Origin of the sequence: Streptomyces catenulae, assembly GCF_000718015.1 — a bacterium.
Lineage (GTDB): Bacteria > Actinomycetota > Actinomycetes > Streptomycetales > Streptomycetaceae > Streptomyces > Streptomyces catenulae.
The window spans coordinates 72636-92869 of sequence record NZ_JODY01000016.1 but is presented as its reverse complement, the minus strand read 5'-3'; the positions used below and the strand labels follow the sequence as shown (position 1 = coordinate 92869).

Here is a 20234-nt window from a genome sequence, read left to right as displayed (position 1 = left end):
AGGTTAGGTAAACCTAACCAATCATCGCGCCCAGGGGAGACCGCCGTGGCAGCAGAGCGACCCGCCCGTAAGAAGCAGACGCTGCACCGCGCCGAGGTCCGGCGCACCGAGCAGCTCACCCCGCACATGGTGCGGCTGGTCCTCGGCGGTGAGGGCCTCGCCGCCTTCGCCGTCGGCGCCTACAGCGACCACTACATCAAGCTGGTGTTCCCGCTGCCCGGCGTCGATTACCCCGAGCCGTTCGACATCGCGCAGATCCGCGCCGACCTGCCGCGCGACCGGTGGCCCCGGACGCGTACGTACACAGTGCGCGCCTGGGACCCGGAGCTGCGGGAGCTGACCGTCGACTTCGTGGTCCACGGTGACGCGGGCGTCGCGGGCCCGTGGGCGGCCGCCGCGAAGCCGGGCGACGAGGTCCTCTTCCTCGGCCCCGGCGGTGCGTACGCCCCCGAGATCACCGCAGACTGGCATCTGCTCGCCGGGGACGAGAGCGCCCTCCCGGCCATCGCGGCGTCGCTGGCCCGGATGCCGGAGGGCGTGCCGGTCCACGCCTTCATCGAGGTGGCCGGTCCCGAGGAGGAGCAGGCGCTGACCGCACCGGCGGGCGCCGAGATCACCTGGCTGCACCGCGGCGACGCACCGGTCGGCCGTCACCTCGTCGCCGCCGTCGACGCGCTGCCCTTCCCCACCGGGCGGATCCAGGCGTTCGTCCACGGCGAGGCGGGCTTCGTCAAGGAGCTGCGCCGTATCCTCCGCGTCGAGCGCGACGTACCGCGCGAGGCCCTGTCGATCTCGGGCTACTGGCGCAACGGCCACGACGAGGACGGCTGGCAGGCGTCCAAGCGCGACTGGAACCAGCAGGTCGAGGCGGAGCAGGAGCCCGCGGCCGCCTGAGCGGCACCGACGACGATGCGGCGCCCGCCCCCGGGAAGGGGACGGGCGCCGCATCGCGTGCGGACACCGCCCCGGACCGTCGGCCCGGGGCCCGTCCTCACCCCACCGACGAGTACGCCACCACTCCGCGCAGCACGCCGTCCACGGCCTTGCGGGCCGTACGGGCGACGGTGCCACCGGGCGGCGCCGCGACCGCGATCTGGCCGAGGACATCGATCAGCTGCTTGCACCAGCGGACGAAGTCACCGGCCGGCATCTCCGCCTCCGACAGCACCTCGTCGAGGCCGAAGCCGGACGCCCAGCGGTAGGCCGCCCAGGCGAAGCCGAGATCGGGCTCCCGCTGGCCGACCCCCTCCGCCTGATTGATCTTGTGGTCCTCCTCCAGGGCGTCCAGCCGACCCCAGATCCGCACCATCTCGGCGAGCGCGTCCCGCGCCTGCCCGGACGGCAGCTTCGGCGCCACCGCGTCGTCCGCCTGCCGCGCCTCGAAGACCAGCGCCGACGCACAGGCCGCCAGCTCCGCGGGGCCGAGCCCCTCCCAGACGCCCTCGCGCAGACACTCGCTGGCCAGCAGATCCAACTCGCCGTAGAGCCGGGCCAGTCGGCGGCCCTCGTCCGTGACGGTGTCGGCCTCCAGATAGTCCAGCTCGGTCAGGAGCGCGCAGATGCGGTCGAAGGTACGGGCGATGGTGTTCGTCCGCCCCTCGATCCGGCGCTCCAGCTGCCGGGTGTCCCGCAGCAGCCGGTGGTAGCGCTCCGCCCAGCGGGCGTGGTCCTCGCGCTCGTCGCAGCCGTGGCAGGGATGCGCCCGGATCTCCTTGCGCAGCCGGGCGATCTCCCGGTCGTCGGCCGCCTCCGCACGCGGCTTGCGGTGCCGGGAGGGGACCAGATGCCCCGCCTTCGTCCGCAGCGAGGAGGCCAGATCCCGGCGGGACTGCGGGCTGCGGGCGTTGAACGACTTCGGGATCCGCATCCGGTCGAGCGCCTCGACCGGCACCGGGAAGTCCATCGCCGCCAACCGCTTGACCTGCCGCTCGGCGGTCAGCACCAGCGGCCGCGGCCCGTCGTGCACCTCGTAGCCCCGCTGCCGGTCGGTGCGGCCCGAGGACATCCCCGGATCCAGCACCAGCGCGAGCCCCGCGTACTTCCCGGCCGGGACATGGATGATGTCGCCCGGCCGCAGCTTCTCCAGCGCCGCGGCGGCCGCCACCCGGCGGTGCGCCGCGCCCTGCTTGGCCAGCTCCGTCTCCCGGTCCTTCAGCTGCCGCCGCAGCCGGGAGTACTCCTCGAAATCGCCGAGATGGCAGGTCATGGAGGCGCGGTAGCCCTCCAGCCCCTCCTCGTTCTTGTGCACCTGCCGGGAGATCCCGACGACCGACCGGTCCGCCTGGAACTGCGCGAACGACATCTCCAGCAGCTCCCGCGACCGGTGCCGCCCGAACTGCGAGACGAGGTTGACCGCCATGTTGTACGACGGCTTGAACGACGAGCGCAGCGGATACGTCCGCGTCCCGGCGAGACCGGCCAGCGCGCCCGGGTTCATCCCGCGCTGCCACAGCACCACCGCATGGCCCTCGACGTCGATACCGCGGCGCCCGGCCCGCCCGGTGAGCTGTGTGAACTCGCCCGGGGTGATGTCGGCGTGCTGCTCGCCGTTCCACTTGACCAGCTTCTCCAGCACCACGGAGCGGGCCGGCATGTTGATGCCCAGCGCCAGCGTCTCGGTCGCGAAGACGGCCTTGACCAGGCCCTTCACGAACAGCTCCTCGACGACCTCCTTGAACGTCGGCAGCATCCCGGCGTGGTGGGCGGCGATACCGCGCTCCAGGCCCTCCAGCCACTCGAAGTACCCCAGCACATGGAGATCGTCGTCGGGGATGCCCGCGGTCCGCGCCTCGACTATCCGCCGGACCTTCTCCCGGCCCTCCTGGTCGTTGAGGCGCAGCCCCGCGTGAAGACACTGCTGGACGGCCGCCTCGCAGCCCGCGCGGCTGAAGATGAAGGTGATCGCGGGCAGCAGGCCCTCGTTGTCCAGCCGGTCGATCACCTCGGGGCGGCTCGGCGTCCAGATACGGCTGCGCTGGCGCCGCTCGCGCTCGCGGTCCGCCTCGCGCAGATTCCGGCCGCGGCGCTTGTCCCGGCCGAAGGTGGGGCGGCTGTTCTCCAGCCGGGCCAGCCGCTCCAGATCCGGGTTGACCTCCCGGCGGGCGCCGCCGCGGCCCTCCCGCTCCTCGAACAGGTCGTACATCCGGCGGCCCGCGAGGACGTGCTGCCACAGCGGCACCGGGCGGTGCTCGGAGACGATCACCTCGGTGTCACCGCGGACGGTGTCCAGCCAGTCGCCGAACTCCTCGGCGTTGGAGACCGTCGCGGAGAGCGAGACCAGCGTCACCGACTCGGGGAGATGGATGATCACCTCTTCCCAGACGGCGCCCCGGAAGCGGTCGGAGAGGTAGTGGACCTCATCCATCACCACATAGCTGAGCCCTATCAGCGCCTGGGAGCCCGCATAGAGCATGTTCCGCAGCACCTCGGTGGTCATCACGATCACCGGTGCTTCGGAATTGACGCTGTTGTCGCCGGTCAGCAGGCCGACCTTCTCGGGGCCGTACCGGCGCACCAGGTCCTGGTACTTCTGGTTGGACAGCGCCTTGATGGGGGTGGTGTAGAAGCATTTGCGGCCCTGGGTGAGGGCCAGATGGACGGCGAATTCGCCGACGATCGTCTTGCCGGAGCCCGTCGGAGCCGCGACCAGCACGCCCTTGCCCGCCTCCAGGGCATGGCAGGCGTCGAGCTGGAACGGATCCAGGGGGAAGTCGTACATCTCACGGAAAGGGGCGAGTGCGGTGGCCTGCTCGGCCGCACGGAGCTTGGCGGCGGCATAGCGCTCAGCAGGAGACATGTCCTCGGTCATCGTGCTCACGAGCCTACCGGCCGCCTCTGACACTCGACCCGGCTTTATCCGGCACCGCTCCCTCCGTTCCCGTCCGGACGGCGGGAACGACGAAGGCGGGGAGCCACCGGCCCCCCGCCTTCCCCCGGGCGCGCGCGGGATCACCTCCCGCGCCGCCCCGGTGGAGGTCAGGTCACATCGTCCAGGTCACCGCGGCGGCGCCGGTCTTCACCGGGTCCACCTGCCTGCTCGGGCAGCTCCGGCGGGGCGCCCACCGGCTCCATCTCGCCGATCGACTGCGGCGTCAGATCCAGGTCGGACGCCTCGTCGTCGGACGGCCCGGACTCGTCCCTGCGCCGCCGCCGGGCGTCCCGGGAGAGCGCGAGCAGGACGGCGCCGAAGTACAGCACACAGATCGGCGCGGCCAGCAGCAGCATGGTGACCGGGTCGGTGCTGGGCGTCGCGATGGCGGAGAAGACCGTGATGCCCATGATCATGCCGCGCCACCAGCCGAGCATCCGCTTGCCCGAGAGGATGCCGGCGAAGTTCAGCATCACCAGCAGCAGCGGCAGCTCGAAGGAGAGACCGAAGACGATCACCATGCGGGTGATCAGATCGAGCAGCTTGTCCAGCGTCAGCAGGTTCTCCACACCGGTCGGCGTGAAGTCGATCAGCACCCGCGCGGTGGTCGGCAGCACCTTGTACGCGAAGTAGGCACCGGCGACGAAGAGCGGGAAGCCCGCCGCGACGAAGCTCAGCGCGTACTTCTTCTCCTTGCGGTGCAGCCCGGGCGCGAGGAAGGCCCACAGCTGGTACAGCCAGACCGGCGAGGCGAGGATGACGCCCGAGACGAGCGAAACCTTCAGCGCGAGGGTGAAGGGACCGAGCAGGTCCATCATCACGATGTTGGCGCAGCGGCCCGTGCGCTGCTTGGCCAGATCGGTGAAGAGGGCGTCACAACCGATCGTCTGCAGGATCGGCTTGGTGAAGAAGTTGATGATCGACTCGTAGAAGAACGCAGCGACGATCATCATCACGACGATCGCCAGCACGCCCTTGGCAAGGCGGTTACGCAGCTCCCGCAGGTGCTCCACGAGCGGCATACGCCCCTCGGGATCCTTCTCCCGCTTCTGCTTCTTGGGGACGGACTCGCGCACCCCTCGTCCTCATCTCATCCGGTGGGGGCGGCCGGATCCGCCACCCGGTCAGGGCCCTCGGTCTGCGCTACGCGGTGCGGTCGGTCTCGGTGACCGGACGCGCGCTGCTCACATCACCGGGTGCGGCCTTGATCGTCCGGGGTGCGGCCTGGGAGTCGTCCTGCGGCGGGTCGGCGGGGGCGGCGTCCTTCTGGGCGCTCTCCGACTTCATCGCCTTCGCCTCGCTCTTGAGGATGCGGGCGGACTTACCGAGTGAGCGGGCCATGTCGGGAAGCTTCTTGGCGCCGAACAGCACGACCACGATGACCAGGAGCAGTACGAGCTCGGGCCAACCGATCTTTCCAAACATAAGCGAATACCTTCTCACCGAGGCGGCTGAGGATGGGACTACCTGACTTGGCCGGACATCCGTCCGTCCGCCGTGCTTGAGCGATCGTAACGCTCACCGGTGAACGCCGGGCAACCCCCGTGCGCACTCCCGGACACGCGCACACCACGCCCGTCGGACCCGCGCTCCAGCGTACCGTCCCCGGACACGGCGCCGACGTCCCGTCAACCCCTGCGCTCCCCTGATCCGGTCTCCCCGGCGGCGGACCGTCCGGCCCGGGCCGCCAGCGGTGTGGCCGCCCGCTCCAGGTCCTGCGCGGCCCGCTGGATCCGCTCCGACGCGACCCCCACCTGCCCGGCCAGCCGCCGCACCTCGATGAAGACGCGGAGGGCGAGCACCCCGAGCACGGCGATGCCGAGGAAGCCGAGGACGACAGCGATCATGGGCCAGAGCATGGGACGAGCCTAACGGTGGCGCGGAACCGCACCGCCCACGGGCGGCCCGGTCAGCCGGTGTGCAGCCGCAGGGTGCGCACCCCGCCGCCGGTGAGCAGCTCCACGATCCGCTCCCCGGCCGGGCGGCGCACCGCGCGCCCGCAGTCGGGGCAGGTGAAGGAGTAGAACGTGGTGCGGCGGCTGCCCCCTATGGCCAGCCGGAAGGCGTCCGACGCCAGCTCGAACCGGCCCCGGCAGTCGGGGCACGCCGCCTTGAAGAGCACCGGAGCGGGCGCTGCCGCCAGGGTGCCGGTCGCCGTCGTCGTCATCCTTCGCTGCCTCTCCTCACGGTGACAGGGGCACGCTCACTCGCCGTACGCGGCGAGCGCCTCGGTGGCGGCGCGCCGTGCGCTGTCGGCCAGCTCCCGCGGGGCGGTGATCCGCCCGTCGCGGCCGAGCCGCAGCGCCAGGCGGCGCAGTGACGCGGGGTCGGGGGTGCGCAGGGTGATCCGCAGCCCGCCGTCCGGCAGCTCCTCGGCGCTGTCGTGCGGGTAGTACTCGGCGACCCAGCGGCCGCCGGGCCCGACCTCGATACACACCTCGGGGTCCTCCGCCGCGGGCTGGACCAGCCCCTCGGAGAGGTCGCGCAGTTCGACGGGGGGCGGGTCGGCGGGCGCGTCCAGCAGCCTGATCTCCGCGACCCGGTCGAGGCGGAAGGTCCGCCGGGCCTCGGAGAGGCGGCACCACGCCTCCATATAGGTGTGGCCGACGGCGAAGAGGCGGATCGGGTCCACCTCACGTTCGGTCAGCTCGTCGCGGGCCGGGGAGTAGTAGCGCAGCCACAGGCGGCGGCGCTCGGCGATGGCCCGGTCCACGTCGGCGAAGACCCCGCCCTCGGACTCGAAGGTCACCGACACCCGGGAGCTGGCCCCGGCCGCCTCACCCGCCGCGGCCTCCAGCTTCGCGGTGGCCCGCAGCAGCGCCTGCCGGTCGCCCTCGCGCAGGCCCGGCAGGGTCGCCACGGCGCGCGCCGCGACCAGCAGCGCGGTGGCCTCGTCGGCGGCGAGCCGCAGCGGGGCGGCGACGTCGTCAGGGTTGTGCCACCAGATGCGGTCGCCGTCGGTGTCGATGTCGAGGAGGTCGCCGCCGCGGAAGCTCGTCCCGCACATGGGCAGGACATCGAGGTCGGCGATCAGCTCGTCCTGGGTGATGCCGAAGGCGCGGGCCACATCGCTGACCCGGGCGCCGGGGCGCTCGCGCAGATAGGTCACGAGGGACAGCATCCGGCGGGTCTGGTCGATCGCGTTGGTCGCCATGGTGTCGTCTCCCTCAGCCCTTGGCCACGGCGCGCAGCCGGTCGATGACGTCGGCGCGCAGCTCGGCCGGCTCCAGCACCACCACGTCGGGTCCGAACTCCACGAGCCAGGCGTCGAGCCCGCGTCCGTTCGGGATCTCCAACTCGTCCCAGCCGTCGCCCAGCTCACGGACGGTCAGCGCGCGGGCCCGCAGCGGGTAGCCGTGCCCGGCGCGCAGCCGGATCCGGGCGGTGCCGGTCGCGGTCTCGCCCGCCCAGACCTCGACGGTCTCGCGGACGGTGACGTGGTCGGGCACCGGCGCGGTGAAGGCGCCCTGCCGGGAGCGGACCTTGCCGGTGATCCGGGAGAGGCGGAAGACGCGTTCGGCGTGGCGGTCGCGGTCCCACCCGGCGAGGTACCAGTGGCCGCGCCAGCACTCCAGGATCCACGGCTCGACCTGGCGGCGCTCGGGGTGGGCGGCGTTGGACTTGCGGTAGTCGAAGGTGACCGGGCGGCGGTCGCGGCAGGCCAGCATCAGCGGTTCGAAGGCGGCCTCGTGGGCGGGGATGCGCGGCTCCAGCGCACTGTGCGGGGCGTCGACGGCGTCGTCGCCGGAGGCCAGCGGCATCCCGGCGGCGCGCAGCTTCTGCAGGGCGCCGCTGGCCGCACCGGCCAGCCTGGCCTGCTGCCAGATCTTGGCGGCGAGCCCCAGGGCCGCGGCCTCCTCGGCGTCCAGGGTGATCGGTGGGAGGCGGTTACTGTCGCGGCGGGCGAGATAGCCGATGTCGCCGTCCAGCCCCTCGACGGTCTCGATCACCAGGCCCAGCTCGCGCAGGTCGTCCTTGTCCCGCTCGAACATGCGGTTGAACGACTCGTCGTGACCGCCGTCGTCCCCCTTGCCGAACGACTCGACGTACGCCTCGATCGACGACCGCAGTTCGCGCTTGGTCAGCGGGCGACGGGTACCCAGCAGGCACAGCGCCAGGTTCATCAGCCGCTCGGCCTTGGCAATCGCCATCGGCGCCCTTTCTCGTGGAACTCCCGATCCGTGACCGTACCGCCACGGGCGCCCGGGGCAAAAGCCGAGGGCCCGTGCGCTACGGCACGGGCCCTGGCGGGTGCGGCGTGGTCTCAGACGGAGACCAGGTCGCAGACGAAGATCAGCGTCTCGCCGGGGGCGATGCGGCCGCCACCGGCGCCGCGGTCGCCGTACGCGAGGTGCGCGGGGATGGTGAGCCGACGGCGACCGCCGACCTTCATGCCCTGTACACCCTTGTCCCAACCGGCGATGACCTGACCGGCACCGAGCTGGAACTGCAGCGGGGTACCGCGGTTCCAGCTGGCGTCGAACTCCTCACCGGTGCTGAAGGAGACACCCACGTAGTGGACCTTGACGTTGTCCCCAGCCTTGGCGACCGGCCCGTCACCCTCCCACAGGTCCACGATCTCCAGATCGGTGGGAACCGGGCCCTCGGGGAAGTCGATCTCGGGCTTGTCGATGCTCACGGATGTGCTCCTACGTGTGTTTCCTTGCGATGGCCGCGTCAGTCTCGCAGACCTCGGTCAGAACGCGTCGACGATGTCGACGGAGAAGACCAGGGTGTTCTTGGCGAGCTCGGACTGCGGTTGGGCACCGTAACCCAGCTTCGGCGGAATCACGATTTCGACGCGGTCGCCCACGTGCTTGCCGACCAGCGCGTCGTCCCAGCCCTTGATGACCGAGCCGGTGCCGATCTGGAAGGTCGTGGCGCCGCCGTGGTCCCAGGAGGAGTCGAACTTCTTGCCGTCCTCCCACTTCACGCCGGTGTACTGGGCGACGAGCGCATCGCCCTTCTTGACCTCCTTGCCCTTGCCCTTGCCCTTCACCAGCACCTGCTGCTTCAGGTCGGCGGGGGCCTTCTCCCCCTTGGGCACGGTGATCGTGGCGGCCTTCTCGCCCTCGGCCTTCACCTCGGGCATACCGTCCTCGGGCTTGGCCTGCGCGCCCTCGACCTTGGCCTTCTTGTCGATCTTCTTGGCCCCGGCGATGTCGACGACGTACACCATGCCGTCGTCGGCCTTGAGCTGGGAGCCCGGGGGCACCTCGCCGATGAACGACTTGACGGTGCCCTCGATCTGGACGCGGCTGCCCGCCTTCTGGCCCTTGAGCGCCTCCAGCACCTTGACCGGGACCGGCAGCTGCCGCTGCATCTGCGGCAGCTGGTCGTTCATCTCGACGACGATCTGGTGCCGTGCGTCACCCTTGGCGACCTTGCCGCCCTTGGCGTCCTTGCCCGGGCCGGGCGGAATCTCCCAGCTGCTGCCGAGGCTCTGCCCCTTCACCATCTTGCCCTCGTAGTCGACGCGCACGGTGGTGCCGTCGCCGACCTTCTCGCCGTCGCCCTCGACCAGGGTCTTGGTGACGAGGTCGGGCGCGACCTTGGCGTCCTTGGCGACCTTGATCGAGGGCTCGTCGCCCACCTTGCCCTGCACATCGGCGACCGTCTTGCCCGCGTCCTTGTCGTCGGACCCGCAGGCGGCGGTGAACAGCAGAAGGGGCACGGTCAGCGCGGCGGCGGCAGCGCGACGGGTGTTTTTCGTGAGGTTCATCAGTCCCACTCGGGATCGGGGGGTGGTGGCCAGTGCCCGCCACTCTACGACCTGAGGTCCACCGCGGTTCCCGTTCGAACACGGCAAAGTGCCGGGAGCCACCCGGGCTCCCGGCACTCCGTCCCCGGACACGCTCACATTCCGGCGATCAGCTTCTCCACCCGGTCGTCCACCGAACGGAACGGGTCCTTGCACAGCACCGTCCGCTGTGCCTGGTCGTTCAGCTTGAGATGCACCCAGTCCACCGTGAAATCGCGGCGCTGTTCCTGGGCCCGGCGGATGAAATCGCCGCGCAACCGCGCGCGGGTGGTCTGCGGCGGCACCGATTTGCCTTCGAAGATCTTCAGATCGTCGCAGATACGCGCCGCCTGCCCCTTCCGCTCCAGGAGGTAGTAGAGCCCCCGGCGGCGGTGGATGTCGTGATACGCGAGGTCTATCTGCGCGACCCGGGGATGCGACATGGTGATGTTGTTCTTGGTGCGGTACCGCTCGATGAGCTGATGTTTCATCACCCAGTCGATCTCGGTGGCGACGCGGTCGAGTTCCTGCTCACGGATTGCGTCGAGGGTGCGGCCCCACAACTCCAGTACGCGTTCGACGGTGCCGGTACGGATTCCGCGGCGGTCGCAGAAATCCACCGCCTTTTCGTAATACTCCTGCTGAACCTCGAGCGCCGACGCCTCCCGCCCGCTGGCGAGGCGGACCTTGCGCTGACCGGTGATGTCGTGGCTGACCTCGCGGATCGCCCGGATGGGGTTCTCCAGCGTCAGGTCCCGCATGACGGTGCCCGCTTCGATCATCCGCAGCACGAGATCGGTGGCGCCGACCTTGAGCAGCATCGTCGTCTCGGACATGTTGGAGTCGCCGACGATGACGTGCAGACGACGGTAGCGCTCGGCGTCGGCGTGCGGTTCGTCGCGGGTGTTGATGATCGGGCGCGAGCGGGTCGTCGCGGACGAGACGCCCTCCCAGATGTGCTCCGCGCGCTGGCTGACGCAGTAGACGGCGCCGCGCGGGGTCTGCAGCACCTTTCCCGCGCCGCACAGCAACTGCCGGGTGACGAGGAAGGGAATGAGGATGTCCGCGAGCCGGGAGAACTCCCCGTGGCGGGCGACGAGATAGTTCTCGTGGCAGCCGTAGGAGTTTCCCGCCGAATCGGTGTTGTTCTTGAAGAGATAGACGTCGCCCGCGATTCCCTCCTCGTGCAGGCGGCGTTCGGCGTCGACGAGAAGACCTTCGAGAATGCGCTCGCCTGCTTTGTCGTGGGTGACGAGTTCCGTCACGTTGTCGCACTCGGGGGTTGCGTATTCCGGGTGCGATCCCACATCGAGGTACAGGCGGGCGCCGTTCCGCAGGAAGACATTGCTGCTGCGGCCCCATGACACGACACGGCGGAAGAGGTACCGCGCCACTTCGTCAGGCGACAGTCGGCGCTGTCCCCTGAACGTGCACGTGACGCCGTACTCGTTCTCCAGCCCGAAAATGCGGCGGTCCATGACTGAACATTACGCCTGATGGCGTGCTCTGAAACCGGGTTCGACGGCCCCGTTGCGATCAATTTCCGCCGGGAGTACGACCTCCTTCGGCCGTACGGGATCTCCCAGGAAGCGCTTCGTGACCACCAGGACCAGCAACGCGGCGACGCCTCCGGCCCCCGCGACGGCGAACCCGGCGGCCGCTCCCCCGCGCTCCACCGCGGGCCCCACCACCGAGGCGCCGACCGCCGAACCGACCCCGAAGGTCGTCACCAGCCACGAGAACGCCTCGGTGACCGTGCCCTTGGGCGCATGCCGGTCCACCACGACGAACGCGCAGGCCAGCGCGGGCGCCAGGAACACCCCGGCGACGCCCGTCAACGCCGTCATGCCGACCACGCCGGGGACGAGCACCAGCGGCAGATACCCCAGCGCCAGCAGCCCGACGAGCAACCGCAGCCGCCCCTCCGGCCGTCCGGGCCACTCGCGCGCACCGTAGACGACCCCGCCCGCCAGCGCCCCGACACCGAGCGCGGAGAGGAGGTAGCTGGAGACCATGCCGCCGCCGTGCTCGTCCGCGTAGGCGACCGCGGCGACCGCGATGGAGCCGAGCGCCAGCCCGACGAAGAAGAACGCGCCGATCAGCACCAGCATCCCGGGCGAGCGCAGCGCGCCCAGCCAGTGCGCCTCCCGCGGCTCGCTGCGCCACTGCCGCGACGGCGGCGACACCACGACGGAGAGCGCGCCGAGCACCCCGATGACGTTGATGACCAGCAGCGCGACCCGCTCCGACCAGGCGGCCACACACACCGTCACCAGCAGCGGCCCGACCGCGAACATCACCTCCTGCGCCACCGCGTCCAGCGCGTACGCGGCGTGCACCTTCTCGGGCCGCTTGAGCACCGTGGGCCACAGCGCCCGCAGCCCGCCCTCCAGCGGCGGCGTGAAGAGACCGGCGATCACCATCGCGGTGTAGGCGAGCGGCAGCGACCCGAGCCCGACGGCGGCCAGCAGCCCCATGCCCAGCGCGGAGACCACCGCGGCGGGCAGCATCACACGCGGCTGCCCGAAGAGGTCCACGGCGCGGCCCAGCAGCGGTTGGCCGATGGCGGTACAGACGCCGTAGACGGCGGAGAGCGCACCGGCCAGGGCGTAGCTGCCGCCCTCGGCGCGGATGAAGAGCACCACGGCCAGGGCGGCGGTGGCGTTCGGCAACCGTCCGACCAGGGTGCCGGTCAGCAGCCGGACCGCATGCCTGGTCCGCAGCAGCTCCGCATATCCCGCGGCCATGCCGCCCCTTTCCCGTCCGGCACCGAGAGCCGGACATGATACGTATAACTTCCGGCGTCATACGTACCATGTCGGCACCCGCGGGTCCAGGCCGCCCGCCCGACCGCCAGGAGGAAACCGCCGGTGAGCAGCGACGACGCGACACAATCGGCGACGGACGCCGAACGGGCCACCGGCGCCGCCCGTGTCACCAGCCGGGACGTGGCCCGGGCCGCCGGGGTCTCGCAGGCGGCCGTCTCGCTCGTGCTGGGCGACAAGTGGCGCGGCCGGGTCTCGGCCGCCAAGGCCGAATCGGTCCGCACCGCCGCCCGCGACCTCGGCTACCGCCCCAACCTCGCCGCCCGCAGCCTGCGCACCGGCCGCACCCGCACCGCACTGCTCGTCGTCCCCGCGCTCACCACCGAGTTCTTCGCACGGGTGCACACCGGCGCCACCCGCACCGCCGCGGACGCGGGCTTCGGCGTGGTGCTCTACCCCTCCCCCGAGGGCATCGGCCCGGCGCCCGACCCGTTCGGCTCGGCACGCACCAGCCTCGACGGCGTGATCGCCTCCTCCATGGCCGTGGACGCGCTCGCCGCCCTGCACGGCGCCGGGCTCCCGCTGGTCATGCTGGACAACGACCCGGCCGACGGCCGCGCCGCCGCCACCGTCAACCTCGACATCGCCGGGGGCACCCGTCAGATGGCCGCGCATCTCCTCGCCCTCGGCCACCGCCGCATCGGCCATCTCGCCGCCGACGTCGACTCCTGGACCTTCGCGGAACGCGGCCGCGCCCTGGCCGAGGCGTTCGCCGCGGCGCCGGGCACCACGGTGCGCCGGACCCCGACCGCCCTCTCCGTCGCCGCGGGCCTGACCGCCGCGCACGCCGCACTGACCGGCCCGGAGCCCCGCCCGACGGCGCTGATCTGCGACGACGACGTGGTGGCCGCCGGTGCCTGCAAGGCGGTACGGCGGCTGGGCCTGCGGGTGCCGGAGGACGTCTCGATCACCGGCTTCGACGATCTGGCGCTGGCGGTGGCCGTCGAACCGGAACTGACGACCGTACGGCTGCCCGCCGAGGAGTTCGGCGCCGCCGGGATGCGGGCCCTGCTGGACGCCCTCGACGGCCACCGTCCCGCCGCCCGCACCCTGCCGGTCGAACTCGTCCCCCGCGGCTCGACGGGACCGGCCCCGGCGTAGGTACGCAAGGGGCCGGGGCGGAACGGGCGGTCACGCGGCGGGACGGCCGCGGGCGTACCGGGCACCCGGCAACCCCACGAATGCGAGGCGCCCCGGCGGGATGTTCCCACCGGGGCGCCTCGACCGGGCCGGGCCCGGGTGCCGTACGGCGCGGCTAGGCGTCGCCCTTCGGCTTCTGCTCCTCGTCCCCGCCGTCGGACGCGTCCTTCTCCACGTCCGGCGCCGCGGAATCCGCCGGGCCGTCCGCGTCCCCGGAGGTGTCCGCCGCGGACTCGTCCAGCAACCGGGAGAGCTGGCTGCCGAGGATCCGCTTGAACTTGCGCTGCTGGGGGCGGGTGCGGTCGAGCGTGGCGACCTCCAGCTGCTCCGCGGTGAGGGTGCGCTCACCGCCGTTGTTGTCCCGCGACAGCGAGTCCACGGCCAGCTTCAGCGCCTCGCCCAGCGTCATGCCGTCGCGGTGGTGCTGATCGAGGTAGCTGCTGATCTGATCGGCGTTGCCGCCCACCGCGACCGAACCGTGCTCGTCGACGATCGAGCCGTCGTGCGGCAGCCGGTAGATCTGGTCGTCCTCGGGAGCCTCCCCGACCTCGGCGACGATCAGCTCGACCTCGTACGGCTTCTCGGCGGCGCTGGAGAAGATCGTGCCCAGCGTCTGGGCGTAGACGTTCGCGAGGCCGCGCGCGGTCACGTCCGCGCGGTCGTAGGTGTAGCCGCGCAGGTCGGCGTAGCGGACCCCGCCGATCCGCAGATTCTCGAACTCGTTGTACTTGCCGACCGCCGCGAAGGCGATGCGGTCATAGATCTCGCTGACCTTGTGCAGGGCCCGGGAGGGATTCTCGGCGACGAAGACCACGCCGTCGGTGTACTGCAGCACCACGACGCTGCGGCCGCGGGCGATGCCCTTGCGGGCGTACTCGGCGCGGTCGGCCATGGCCTGCTGGGGTGAGACATAAAACGGCGTCGACACCGGTTATCCGTCCCTTTCTGTCAATGGCTCTCTCACTGGCACGCGCATCCGCCGGCCGTCCTTCCCTCAGAGCAGCGCGGCACGGGGACCTTCGGGCTCCTCCAGCCGACGCTCGTAGACGGCGCGGGCGATCTCCGCGACCTCGGCGTCGGTGAACTTCTTGAAGCCCTCGTCGGTGATCACCGTGACGATGGGGTAGATCCGCCGACCCATGTCGGGCCCGCCGGTCGCCGAGTCGTCGTCCGCCGCGTCGTAGAGCGCCTGGACGACGGCGGTGGCGGCCTGATGCTCCGTGAAGTCGTCGCGGTACAGCTTCTTGAGGGCGCCGCGGGCGAAGACGGAGCCGGAGCCCGTGGACGCGTAGCCGTGCTCCTCGGAGCGGCCGCCGGTCACGTCGTAGGAGAAGATGCGGCCCTTGGCGCGGTCGACGTCCCATCCGGCGAAGAGCGGCACCACGGCGAGGCCCTGCATGGCCATGCCGAGATTGCCCCGGATCATCGTGGAGAGGCGGTTCGCCTTGCCCTCCAGGGAGAGCTGGGCGCCCTCCACCTTCTCGAAGTGCTCCAGCTCCAACTGGAACAGCTTGACCATCTCGACGGCCAGTCCGGCGGTACCGGCGATGCCGACCGCGGAGTACTCGTCGGCGGGGAAGACCTTCTCGATGTCGCGCTGGGCGATGACGTTGCCCATCGTCGCCCGCCGGTCACCGGCGAGCACCACTCCGCCCGGGAACGACGCGGCGACGATGGTCGTGCCGTGCGGCGCCTCGACGGCACCCTGGACCTGCGGCAGCGGGCGGCTGCCCGGCAGCAGGTCGGGGGCGTGGTCCCCGAGGAAGTCCATGAACGACGAGGATCCAGGCGTCAGGAAGGCAGCTGGTAGACGCCCGGTGTTACGGGTGTTGGCTTCCACACGTTTCCTTCCGGATACTCGGCCGGTCGCCCGGGGCGACGGGCCGCTGCTTTGACTGTCCCAGGCTGCGGTGCAGCTGAAGCACTGTACGACCGGGACCCTACCCGCCCCGCGGGCGTGATCCACATGGGTGGTGGAACCGGGCTCCCGGCGGCACGGCCCGCGCGCCCGCCGGAGGCTGACGGACCGCCACGGCGCCCCGCCTGCCGGGGCCGGGGTGTGCCGGACGTGGCCGGTGGTGCCGCGCGGGACACCACCGGCGCCGTGCCCGGACCCGCGCTGCGGCTACTCCCCGCCCTTCTGGACGAAGCTCCGCACGAAGTCCTCGGCGTTCTCCTCCAGGACGTCGTCGATCTCGTCCAGCACCGAATCGACGTCGTCCGACAGCTTCTCCTGGCGTTCCTTGAGGTCGTCGGAGGTCTCCGCGTTCTCCGTCTGCTCCTCGACCTCTTCGGTGGAACGCGTGGCCTTCTGCTGACCGCCGCCGCTGTCCTTGGTCGCCATTACCCTCACCCCGCTCGGTTCGGCCCCGCTCGATGTGACTTTCAAGATCCGACCCTACAAGGCCCCTCTGACATCGGCCCTGCTCTTGATGCAACGTCCGGGGGACACCCCGATCATTCCCGCCACGCGGACCTTTCAGCCGCGATTCGGTGGTGAATCCGTGGCGGTTCAGCGGCCGGAAAGCGCCCTCACCAGGTCCTCCGCCGTGCGGCAGCGGTCCAGCAGATCCTTGACGTGCTCCCGGGTGCCGCGCAGCGGCTCCAGCGTCGGCACCCGCTGCAGGGAGTCCCGCCCGGGCAGGTCGAAGATCACCGAGTCCCAGGAGGCGGCCGCGACGTCGTCGGCGTACTGCTCCAGGCAGCGTCCGCGGAAGTACGCCCGGGTGTCCTCGGGCGGTTCGAGACCGGCCCGGGCGACCTCCGCCTCGTCCAGCAGCCGGGTCATCCTGCCGCGGGCGGCGAGGCGGTTGTAGAGCCCCTTCTCGGGGCGGACGTCGGCGTACTGCAGGTCGACGAGATGGAGGCGGGCGGCGTCCCAGTCCAGGCCGTCGCGGCGGCGGTAGCCCTCCATCAGCTCGCGTTTGGCGACCCAGTCCAGCTCACCGGCGAGGCTCATCGGGTCGTTCTCCAGCCGCCCCAGGACGTCCTCCCAGCGTCCCAGCACATCCTTGGTCTGGTCGTCCGCGTCCGCGCCGTAGCGGTCCTCGACGTATTTGCGGGCCAGCTCGTAGTACTCCATCTGGAGCTGTACGGCGGTGAGCGTGCGGCCGCTGCGGAGCGTGACCAGGTGTTGCAGACCGGGGTCGTGCGAGACCTGGTGGAGAGCGCGGACCGGCTGGTCGACGGCGAGATCGACGGCGATGAAGCCGTCCTCGATCATGGACAGGACCAGCGCGGTGGTGCCCAGCTTGAGGTAGGTGGAGATCTCGGAGAGGTTGGCGTCGCCGATGATGACGTGCAGACGGCGGTATTTCTCCGCGTCCGAGTGGGGTTCGTCGCGGGTGTTGATGATCGGGCGCTTGAGGGTCGTCTCCAGACCGACCTCGACCTCGAAGTAGTCGGCGCGCTGACTGATCTGGAAGCCGTGGTCCCGGCCGTCCTGGCCGATGCCGACCCGGCCCGCGCCCGTGACGACCTGCCGCGAGACGAAGAACGGGGTCAGGTGCCGCACGATGTCCGAGAACGGCGTCTCCCGCTTCATCAGGTAGTTCTCGTGCGTGCCGTAGGAGGCGCCCTTGTTGTCGGTGTTGTTCTTGTAGAGATGGATCGGCTGGGCGCCGGGGACCTGCGCGGCCCGCTCCGCCGCCTCGGCCATGATCCGCTCACCGGCCTTGTCCCAGAGCACCGCGTCCCGCGGGTTGGTGACCTCGGGCGAGCTGTACTCGGGGTGCGCGTGGTCGACGTAGAGGCGCGCGCCGTTGGTGAGGATCACATTGGCGAGACCGATGTCCTCGTCGGTGAGCTGACTGGAATCGGCGGCCTCACGGGCGAGGTCGAAGCCGCGGGCGTCCCGCAGCGGATTCTCCTCCTCGAAATCCCAGCGGGCACGGCGTGCCCGGTGCATCGCCGCCGCATAGGCATTGACGACCTGGGACGAGGTGAGCATGGCATTGGCATTGGGGTGACCGGGGACGGAAATTCCGTACTCCGTCTCGATTCCCATTACTCGCCGTACGGTCATGCGGCCCTCCTTGCCCGGCGGCGCCCCCGGATGGGGTCGGCGCTCAAGTACCGCTGCGCTTCCGATCCGCGTGTGCTCCCCGCGTCCGTACCGTGTGACGCGGCGGTACCCCTGAGCCTAGAGCGCCATTGCGGTACTGGGGAGATCATGACAGTCATTGCTCCATTCGGTTTCCCGCCGCACGGCATTCCGGGGGCCCTTTTCGGCCCCCGGAAAAGCGACCGGCTGCGGACGCCCCGTGCAGGACATCCGCAGCCGGAGCGCGGTTTACAGGTATTGGCCGGTATTGGCGACCGTGTCGATGGAGCGGCCGGTGTCCGCGCCCTGCTTTCCGGTGACCAGCGTGCGGATGTAGACGATCCGCTCGCCCTTCTTTCCGGAGATACGGGCCCAGTCGTCCGGGTTGGTGGTGTTGGGCAGGTCCTCGTTCTCCTTGAACTCGTCCACGCACGCCTGGAGGAGATGGGAGACCCGAAGGCCCTTCTGGTCGTGTTCGAGGAAAGCCTTGATGGCCATCTTCTTCGCACGGCCGACGATGTTCTCGATCATCGCACCGGAGTTGAAATCCTTGAAGTAGAGGACTTCCTTGTCACCATTGGCGTAGGTGACCTCCAGGAAGCGGTTCTCCTCGGATTCCGCGTACATCTGCTCGACGACCGACTGGATCATGCCGCTGACCGCTGCCTTCCGGGAGCCGCCGTGCTCGGCGAGATCGTCGGTGTGCAGCGGCAGGCGCTCGGTGAGGTACTTGGAGAAGATGTCCTTGGCCGCCTCGGCGTCCGGGCGCTCGATCTTGATCTTCACATCGAGCCGTCCCGGGCGGAGGATCGCCGGGTCGATCATGTCCTCGCGGTTCGAGGCGCCGATGACGATGACGTTCTCCAGGCCCTCCACGCCGTCGATCTCGGAGAGCAGCTGCGGGACGATGGTGTTCTCCACGTCCGAGCTGACGCCGGAGCCACGGGTGCGGAAGAGGGAGTCCATCTCGTCGAAGAAGACGATGACGGGAGTGCCCTCACCGGCCTTCTCGCGGGCCCGCTGGAAGACCAGCCGGATGTGCCGCTCCGTCTCGCCGACGTACTTGTTGAGCAGCTCGGGGCCCTTGATGTTGAGGAAGAAGCTCTTCCCCGCGGGCTGCCCGGTCACCTCGGCGACCTTCTTGGCGAGGGAGTTGGCGACCGCCTTGGCGATGAGCGTCTTGCCGCAGCCGGGCGGACCGTAGAGCAAGACGCCCTTGGGCGGGCGGAGTTCGTGCTCCTTGAAGAGGTCGGGGTAGAGGTAGGGCAGCTCGACCGCGTCCCGGATCAGCTCGATCTGGCCGCCCAGACCGCCGATCTTGTTGTAGTCGATGTCCGGGACCTCTTCGAGGACCAGCTCCTCGACCTCGCTCTTGGGAATGACTTCGTAGACGTAGCCGGAGCGCGGTTCGAGGAGGAGGGCGTCGCCGGGGCGGATGGTCGTGTCCAGCAGCGGCTCGGCGAGCCGGACCACCCGCTCCTCGTCGGTGTGCCCGACCACCAGGGCGCGCTCGCCGTCCTCCAGGATCTCCTTGAGGGTGACGATGTCCCCGGCACTCTCGAACTCCATGGCCTCGACCACGTTGAGCGCCTCGTTGAGCATGACCTCCTGGCCACGCCGGAGACCGTCCGTCTCCACACTGGGGCTGACATTCACCCGGAGCTTGCGGCCGCCGGTGAAAATATCGACCGTGTCGTCCTCATTGGCCTGCAGGAAGACACCGAAACCGGCCGGCGGCTGGGCGAGCCGGTCGACCTCCTCCTTGAGGGCGACGATCTGGTCGCGCGCCTCGCGCAGCGTATTCGCGAGGCGTTCGTTCTGCGCGGAAACGCCGGCCAGATTGGTCTGCAGCTCGACGATCCGCTCTTCGAGAATCCTCGTATGCCGCGGAGAGTCGGCGAGCTTACGTCGCAGGACGGCGATCTCCTGCTCAAGATAGGCAACCTGACCGGCGGGATCCTCGGACCCCCGCCCCGGCCGGATGCCGCGGTTGATGTCGTCGTCGTGGGCTGCCACGGTCCTCACCTCCTCCAAGGGGAGCTGGACGCTTCCTGACCCTACCTGGGCGGGTGCGGGTTGAAACCCCTAGATCGAAAAGACGGTCGGGGCGTGTCCGATCTTCACCCTTGCGCACGTCCGCTCACCAAGGGAATACCCACCGAACAACATCGGAAAGCGACCGGTTGTATCGTCGGGACGGTCAACACCCGTCAGGGCTGGCGCCACTTAGACAAAAATGCTTCACGTACGCAGGAAACGGCAGGCGAGATGACCGCGCAGGAAGAAGCCCGTCCAGAGCTTGAAGTCTGGATCGACCAGGACCTGTGCACGGGGGACGGGATCTGTGCGCAGTACGCGCCGGAGGTCTTCGAGCTGGACATCGACGGGCTCGCGTACGTCAAGAGCGCGGACGACGAGCTGCTGCAGGACAAGGGCGCCACCACGCCCGTCCCGCTGCCGCTCCTCGACGACGTACGGGACTCCGCGAAGGAGTGCCCCGGGGACTGCATCCATGTGCGGCGGGTCACCGATCAGGTGGAGGTCTACGGTCCCGACGCGGAGTAGCCGGGGGCGGACCGGGAGTGGCGGCGGCGCGTGGTGCGACCGCCGCCTTCCGCT

19 protein-coding genes are annotated in these 20234 nt (G+C 70.4%); 3 read left to right on the top strand and 16 right to left on the bottom strand.

All coding sequences use genetic code 11. The features are described 5' to 3' along the window. The first annotated feature begins 45 nt into the window (after positions 1-45). Positions 46-894 carry a siderophore-interacting protein gene (locus tag IF23_RS0116245; protein ID WP_030284223.1) on the top strand — a complete coding sequence of 283 codons (849 nt, stop codon included), beginning with the start codon at positions 46-48 and terminating at the stop codon, positions 892-894. Positions 895-991: 97 nt separating this feature from the next. Here the strand turns inward: IF23_RS0116245 and IF23_RS0116240 are convergent, their stop codons facing one another. From IF23_RS0116240 to IF23_RS0116190, 11 genes are all read right to left on the bottom strand, one after another. After that, positions 992-3808 (bottom strand): DEAD/DEAH box helicase, encoded by a 2817-nt coding sequence (locus IF23_RS0116240; protein WP_030284221.1) that lies wholly within the window; start codon positions 3806-3808, stop codon positions 992-994. A 167-nt stretch (positions 3809-3975) separates the two neighbouring features. Further along, on the bottom strand, positions 3976-4890 hold the full coding sequence (gene tatC, locus IF23_RS0116235; protein WP_051739606.1) for a twin-arginine translocase subunit TatC: 915 nt from the start codon (positions 4888-4890) through the stop codon (positions 3976-3978). 121 nt (positions 4891-5011) lie between these two features. Beyond that, positions 5012-5293, bottom strand: a complete 282-nt coding sequence (gene tatA / locus IF23_RS0116230) for a Sec-independent protein translocase subunit TatA (protein ID WP_030284218.1) — start codon at positions 5291-5293, stop codon at positions 5012-5014. A 203-nt stretch (positions 5294-5496) separates the two neighbouring features. Continuing rightward, positions 5497-5727 carry a hypothetical protein gene (locus IF23_RS33545; RefSeq protein ID WP_030284216.1) on the bottom strand — a complete coding sequence of 77 codons (231 nt, stop codon included), beginning with the start codon at positions 5725-5727 and terminating at the stop codon, positions 5497-5499. Between the two features lie 50 nt (positions 5728-5777). Further along, a complete protein-coding gene (locus IF23_RS0116220) occupies positions 5778-6035 on the bottom strand; it encodes a hypothetical protein (RefSeq protein ID WP_030284213.1) in 258 nt (85 codons plus the stop codon). Positions 6036-6071: 36 nt separating this feature from the next. Next, positions 6072-7022 carry a helix-turn-helix transcriptional regulator gene (locus IF23_RS0116215; protein ID WP_030284212.1) on the bottom strand — a complete coding sequence of 317 codons (951 nt, stop codon included), beginning with the start codon at positions 7020-7022 and terminating at the stop codon, positions 6072-6074. Between the two features lie 13 nt (positions 7023-7035). After that, the gene (locus IF23_RS0116210; RefSeq protein WP_030284211.1) at positions 7036-8019 is read right to left on the bottom strand and encodes a helix-turn-helix transcriptional regulator; all 984 of its coding nucleotides are present in this window, start codon (positions 8017-8019) and stop codon (positions 7036-7038) included. Positions 8020-8132: 113 nt separating this feature from the next. After that, positions 8133-8507, bottom strand: coding sequence for an FKBP-type peptidyl-prolyl cis-trans isomerase (locus tag IF23_RS0116205; protein ID WP_030284210.1), 375 nt, complete (start codon positions 8505-8507; stop codon positions 8133-8135). Positions 8508-8564: 57 nt separating this feature from the next. Then, entirely contained in the window at positions 8565-9590 is a 1026-nt protein-coding gene (locus tag IF23_RS0116200; protein ID WP_030284209.1) for an FKBP-type peptidyl-prolyl cis-trans isomerase, read from the bottom strand. Positions 9591-9724: 134 nt separating this feature from the next. Then, entirely contained in the window at positions 9725-11086 is a 1362-nt protein-coding gene (gene pafA / locus IF23_RS0116195) for a Pup--protein ligase (protein ID WP_030284208.1), read from the bottom strand. 9 nt (positions 11087-11095) lie between these two features. Further along, the gene (locus IF23_RS0116190) at positions 11096-12355 is read right to left on the bottom strand and encodes an MFS transporter (protein WP_030284207.1); all 1260 of its coding nucleotides are present in this window, start codon (positions 12353-12355) and stop codon (positions 11096-11098) included. A gap of 123 nt (positions 12356-12478) precedes the next feature. Between IF23_RS0116190 and IF23_RS0116185 the strand changes: the two genes are divergently transcribed. Then, on the top strand, positions 12479-13534 hold the full coding sequence (locus IF23_RS0116185) for a LacI family DNA-binding transcriptional regulator (protein ID WP_051739603.1): 1056 nt from the start codon (positions 12479-12481) through the stop codon (positions 13532-13534). Positions 13535-13688: 154 nt separating this feature from the next. Here IF23_RS0116185 and prcA read toward each other — a convergent pair whose 3' ends face one another. The 5 genes from prcA to arc form a co-directional block, all read right to left on the bottom strand. Beyond that, positions 13689-14501, bottom strand: a complete 813-nt coding sequence (gene prcA / locus IF23_RS0116180) for a proteasome subunit alpha (RefSeq protein ID WP_030284200.1) — start codon at positions 14499-14501, stop codon at positions 13689-13691. 66 nt (positions 14502-14567) lie between these two features. Next, positions 14568-15413 carry a proteasome subunit beta gene (gene prcB / locus IF23_RS0116175; RefSeq protein ID WP_037678325.1) on the bottom strand — a complete coding sequence of 282 codons (846 nt, stop codon included), beginning with the start codon at positions 15411-15413 and terminating at the stop codon, positions 14568-14570. 285 nt (positions 15414-15698) lie between these two features. After that, the gene (locus IF23_RS0116170; protein WP_030284198.1) at positions 15699-15917 is read right to left on the bottom strand and encodes a ubiquitin-like protein Pup; all 219 of its coding nucleotides are present in this window, start codon (positions 15915-15917) and stop codon (positions 15699-15701) included. A 168-nt stretch (positions 15918-16085) separates the two neighbouring features. Then, positions 16086-17597 (bottom strand): depupylase/deamidase Dop, encoded by a 1512-nt coding sequence (gene dop, locus IF23_RS0116165; RefSeq protein WP_030284197.1) that lies wholly within the window; start codon positions 17595-17597, stop codon positions 16086-16088. A 267-nt stretch (positions 17598-17864) separates the two neighbouring features. Next, complete coding sequence (gene arc / locus IF23_RS0116160) at positions 17865-19631, bottom strand: proteasome ATPase (protein WP_030284192.1); 1767 nt, start codon at positions 19629-19631, stop codon at positions 17865-17867. 252 nt (positions 19632-19883) lie between these two features. Here arc and IF23_RS0116155 point away from each other — a divergent pair, with 252 nt between their 5' ends. Continuing rightward, entirely contained in the window at positions 19884-20180 is a 297-nt protein-coding gene (locus IF23_RS0116155) for a ferredoxin (RefSeq protein ID WP_030284190.1), read from the top strand. Positions 20181-20234: the final 54 nt, after the last annotated feature.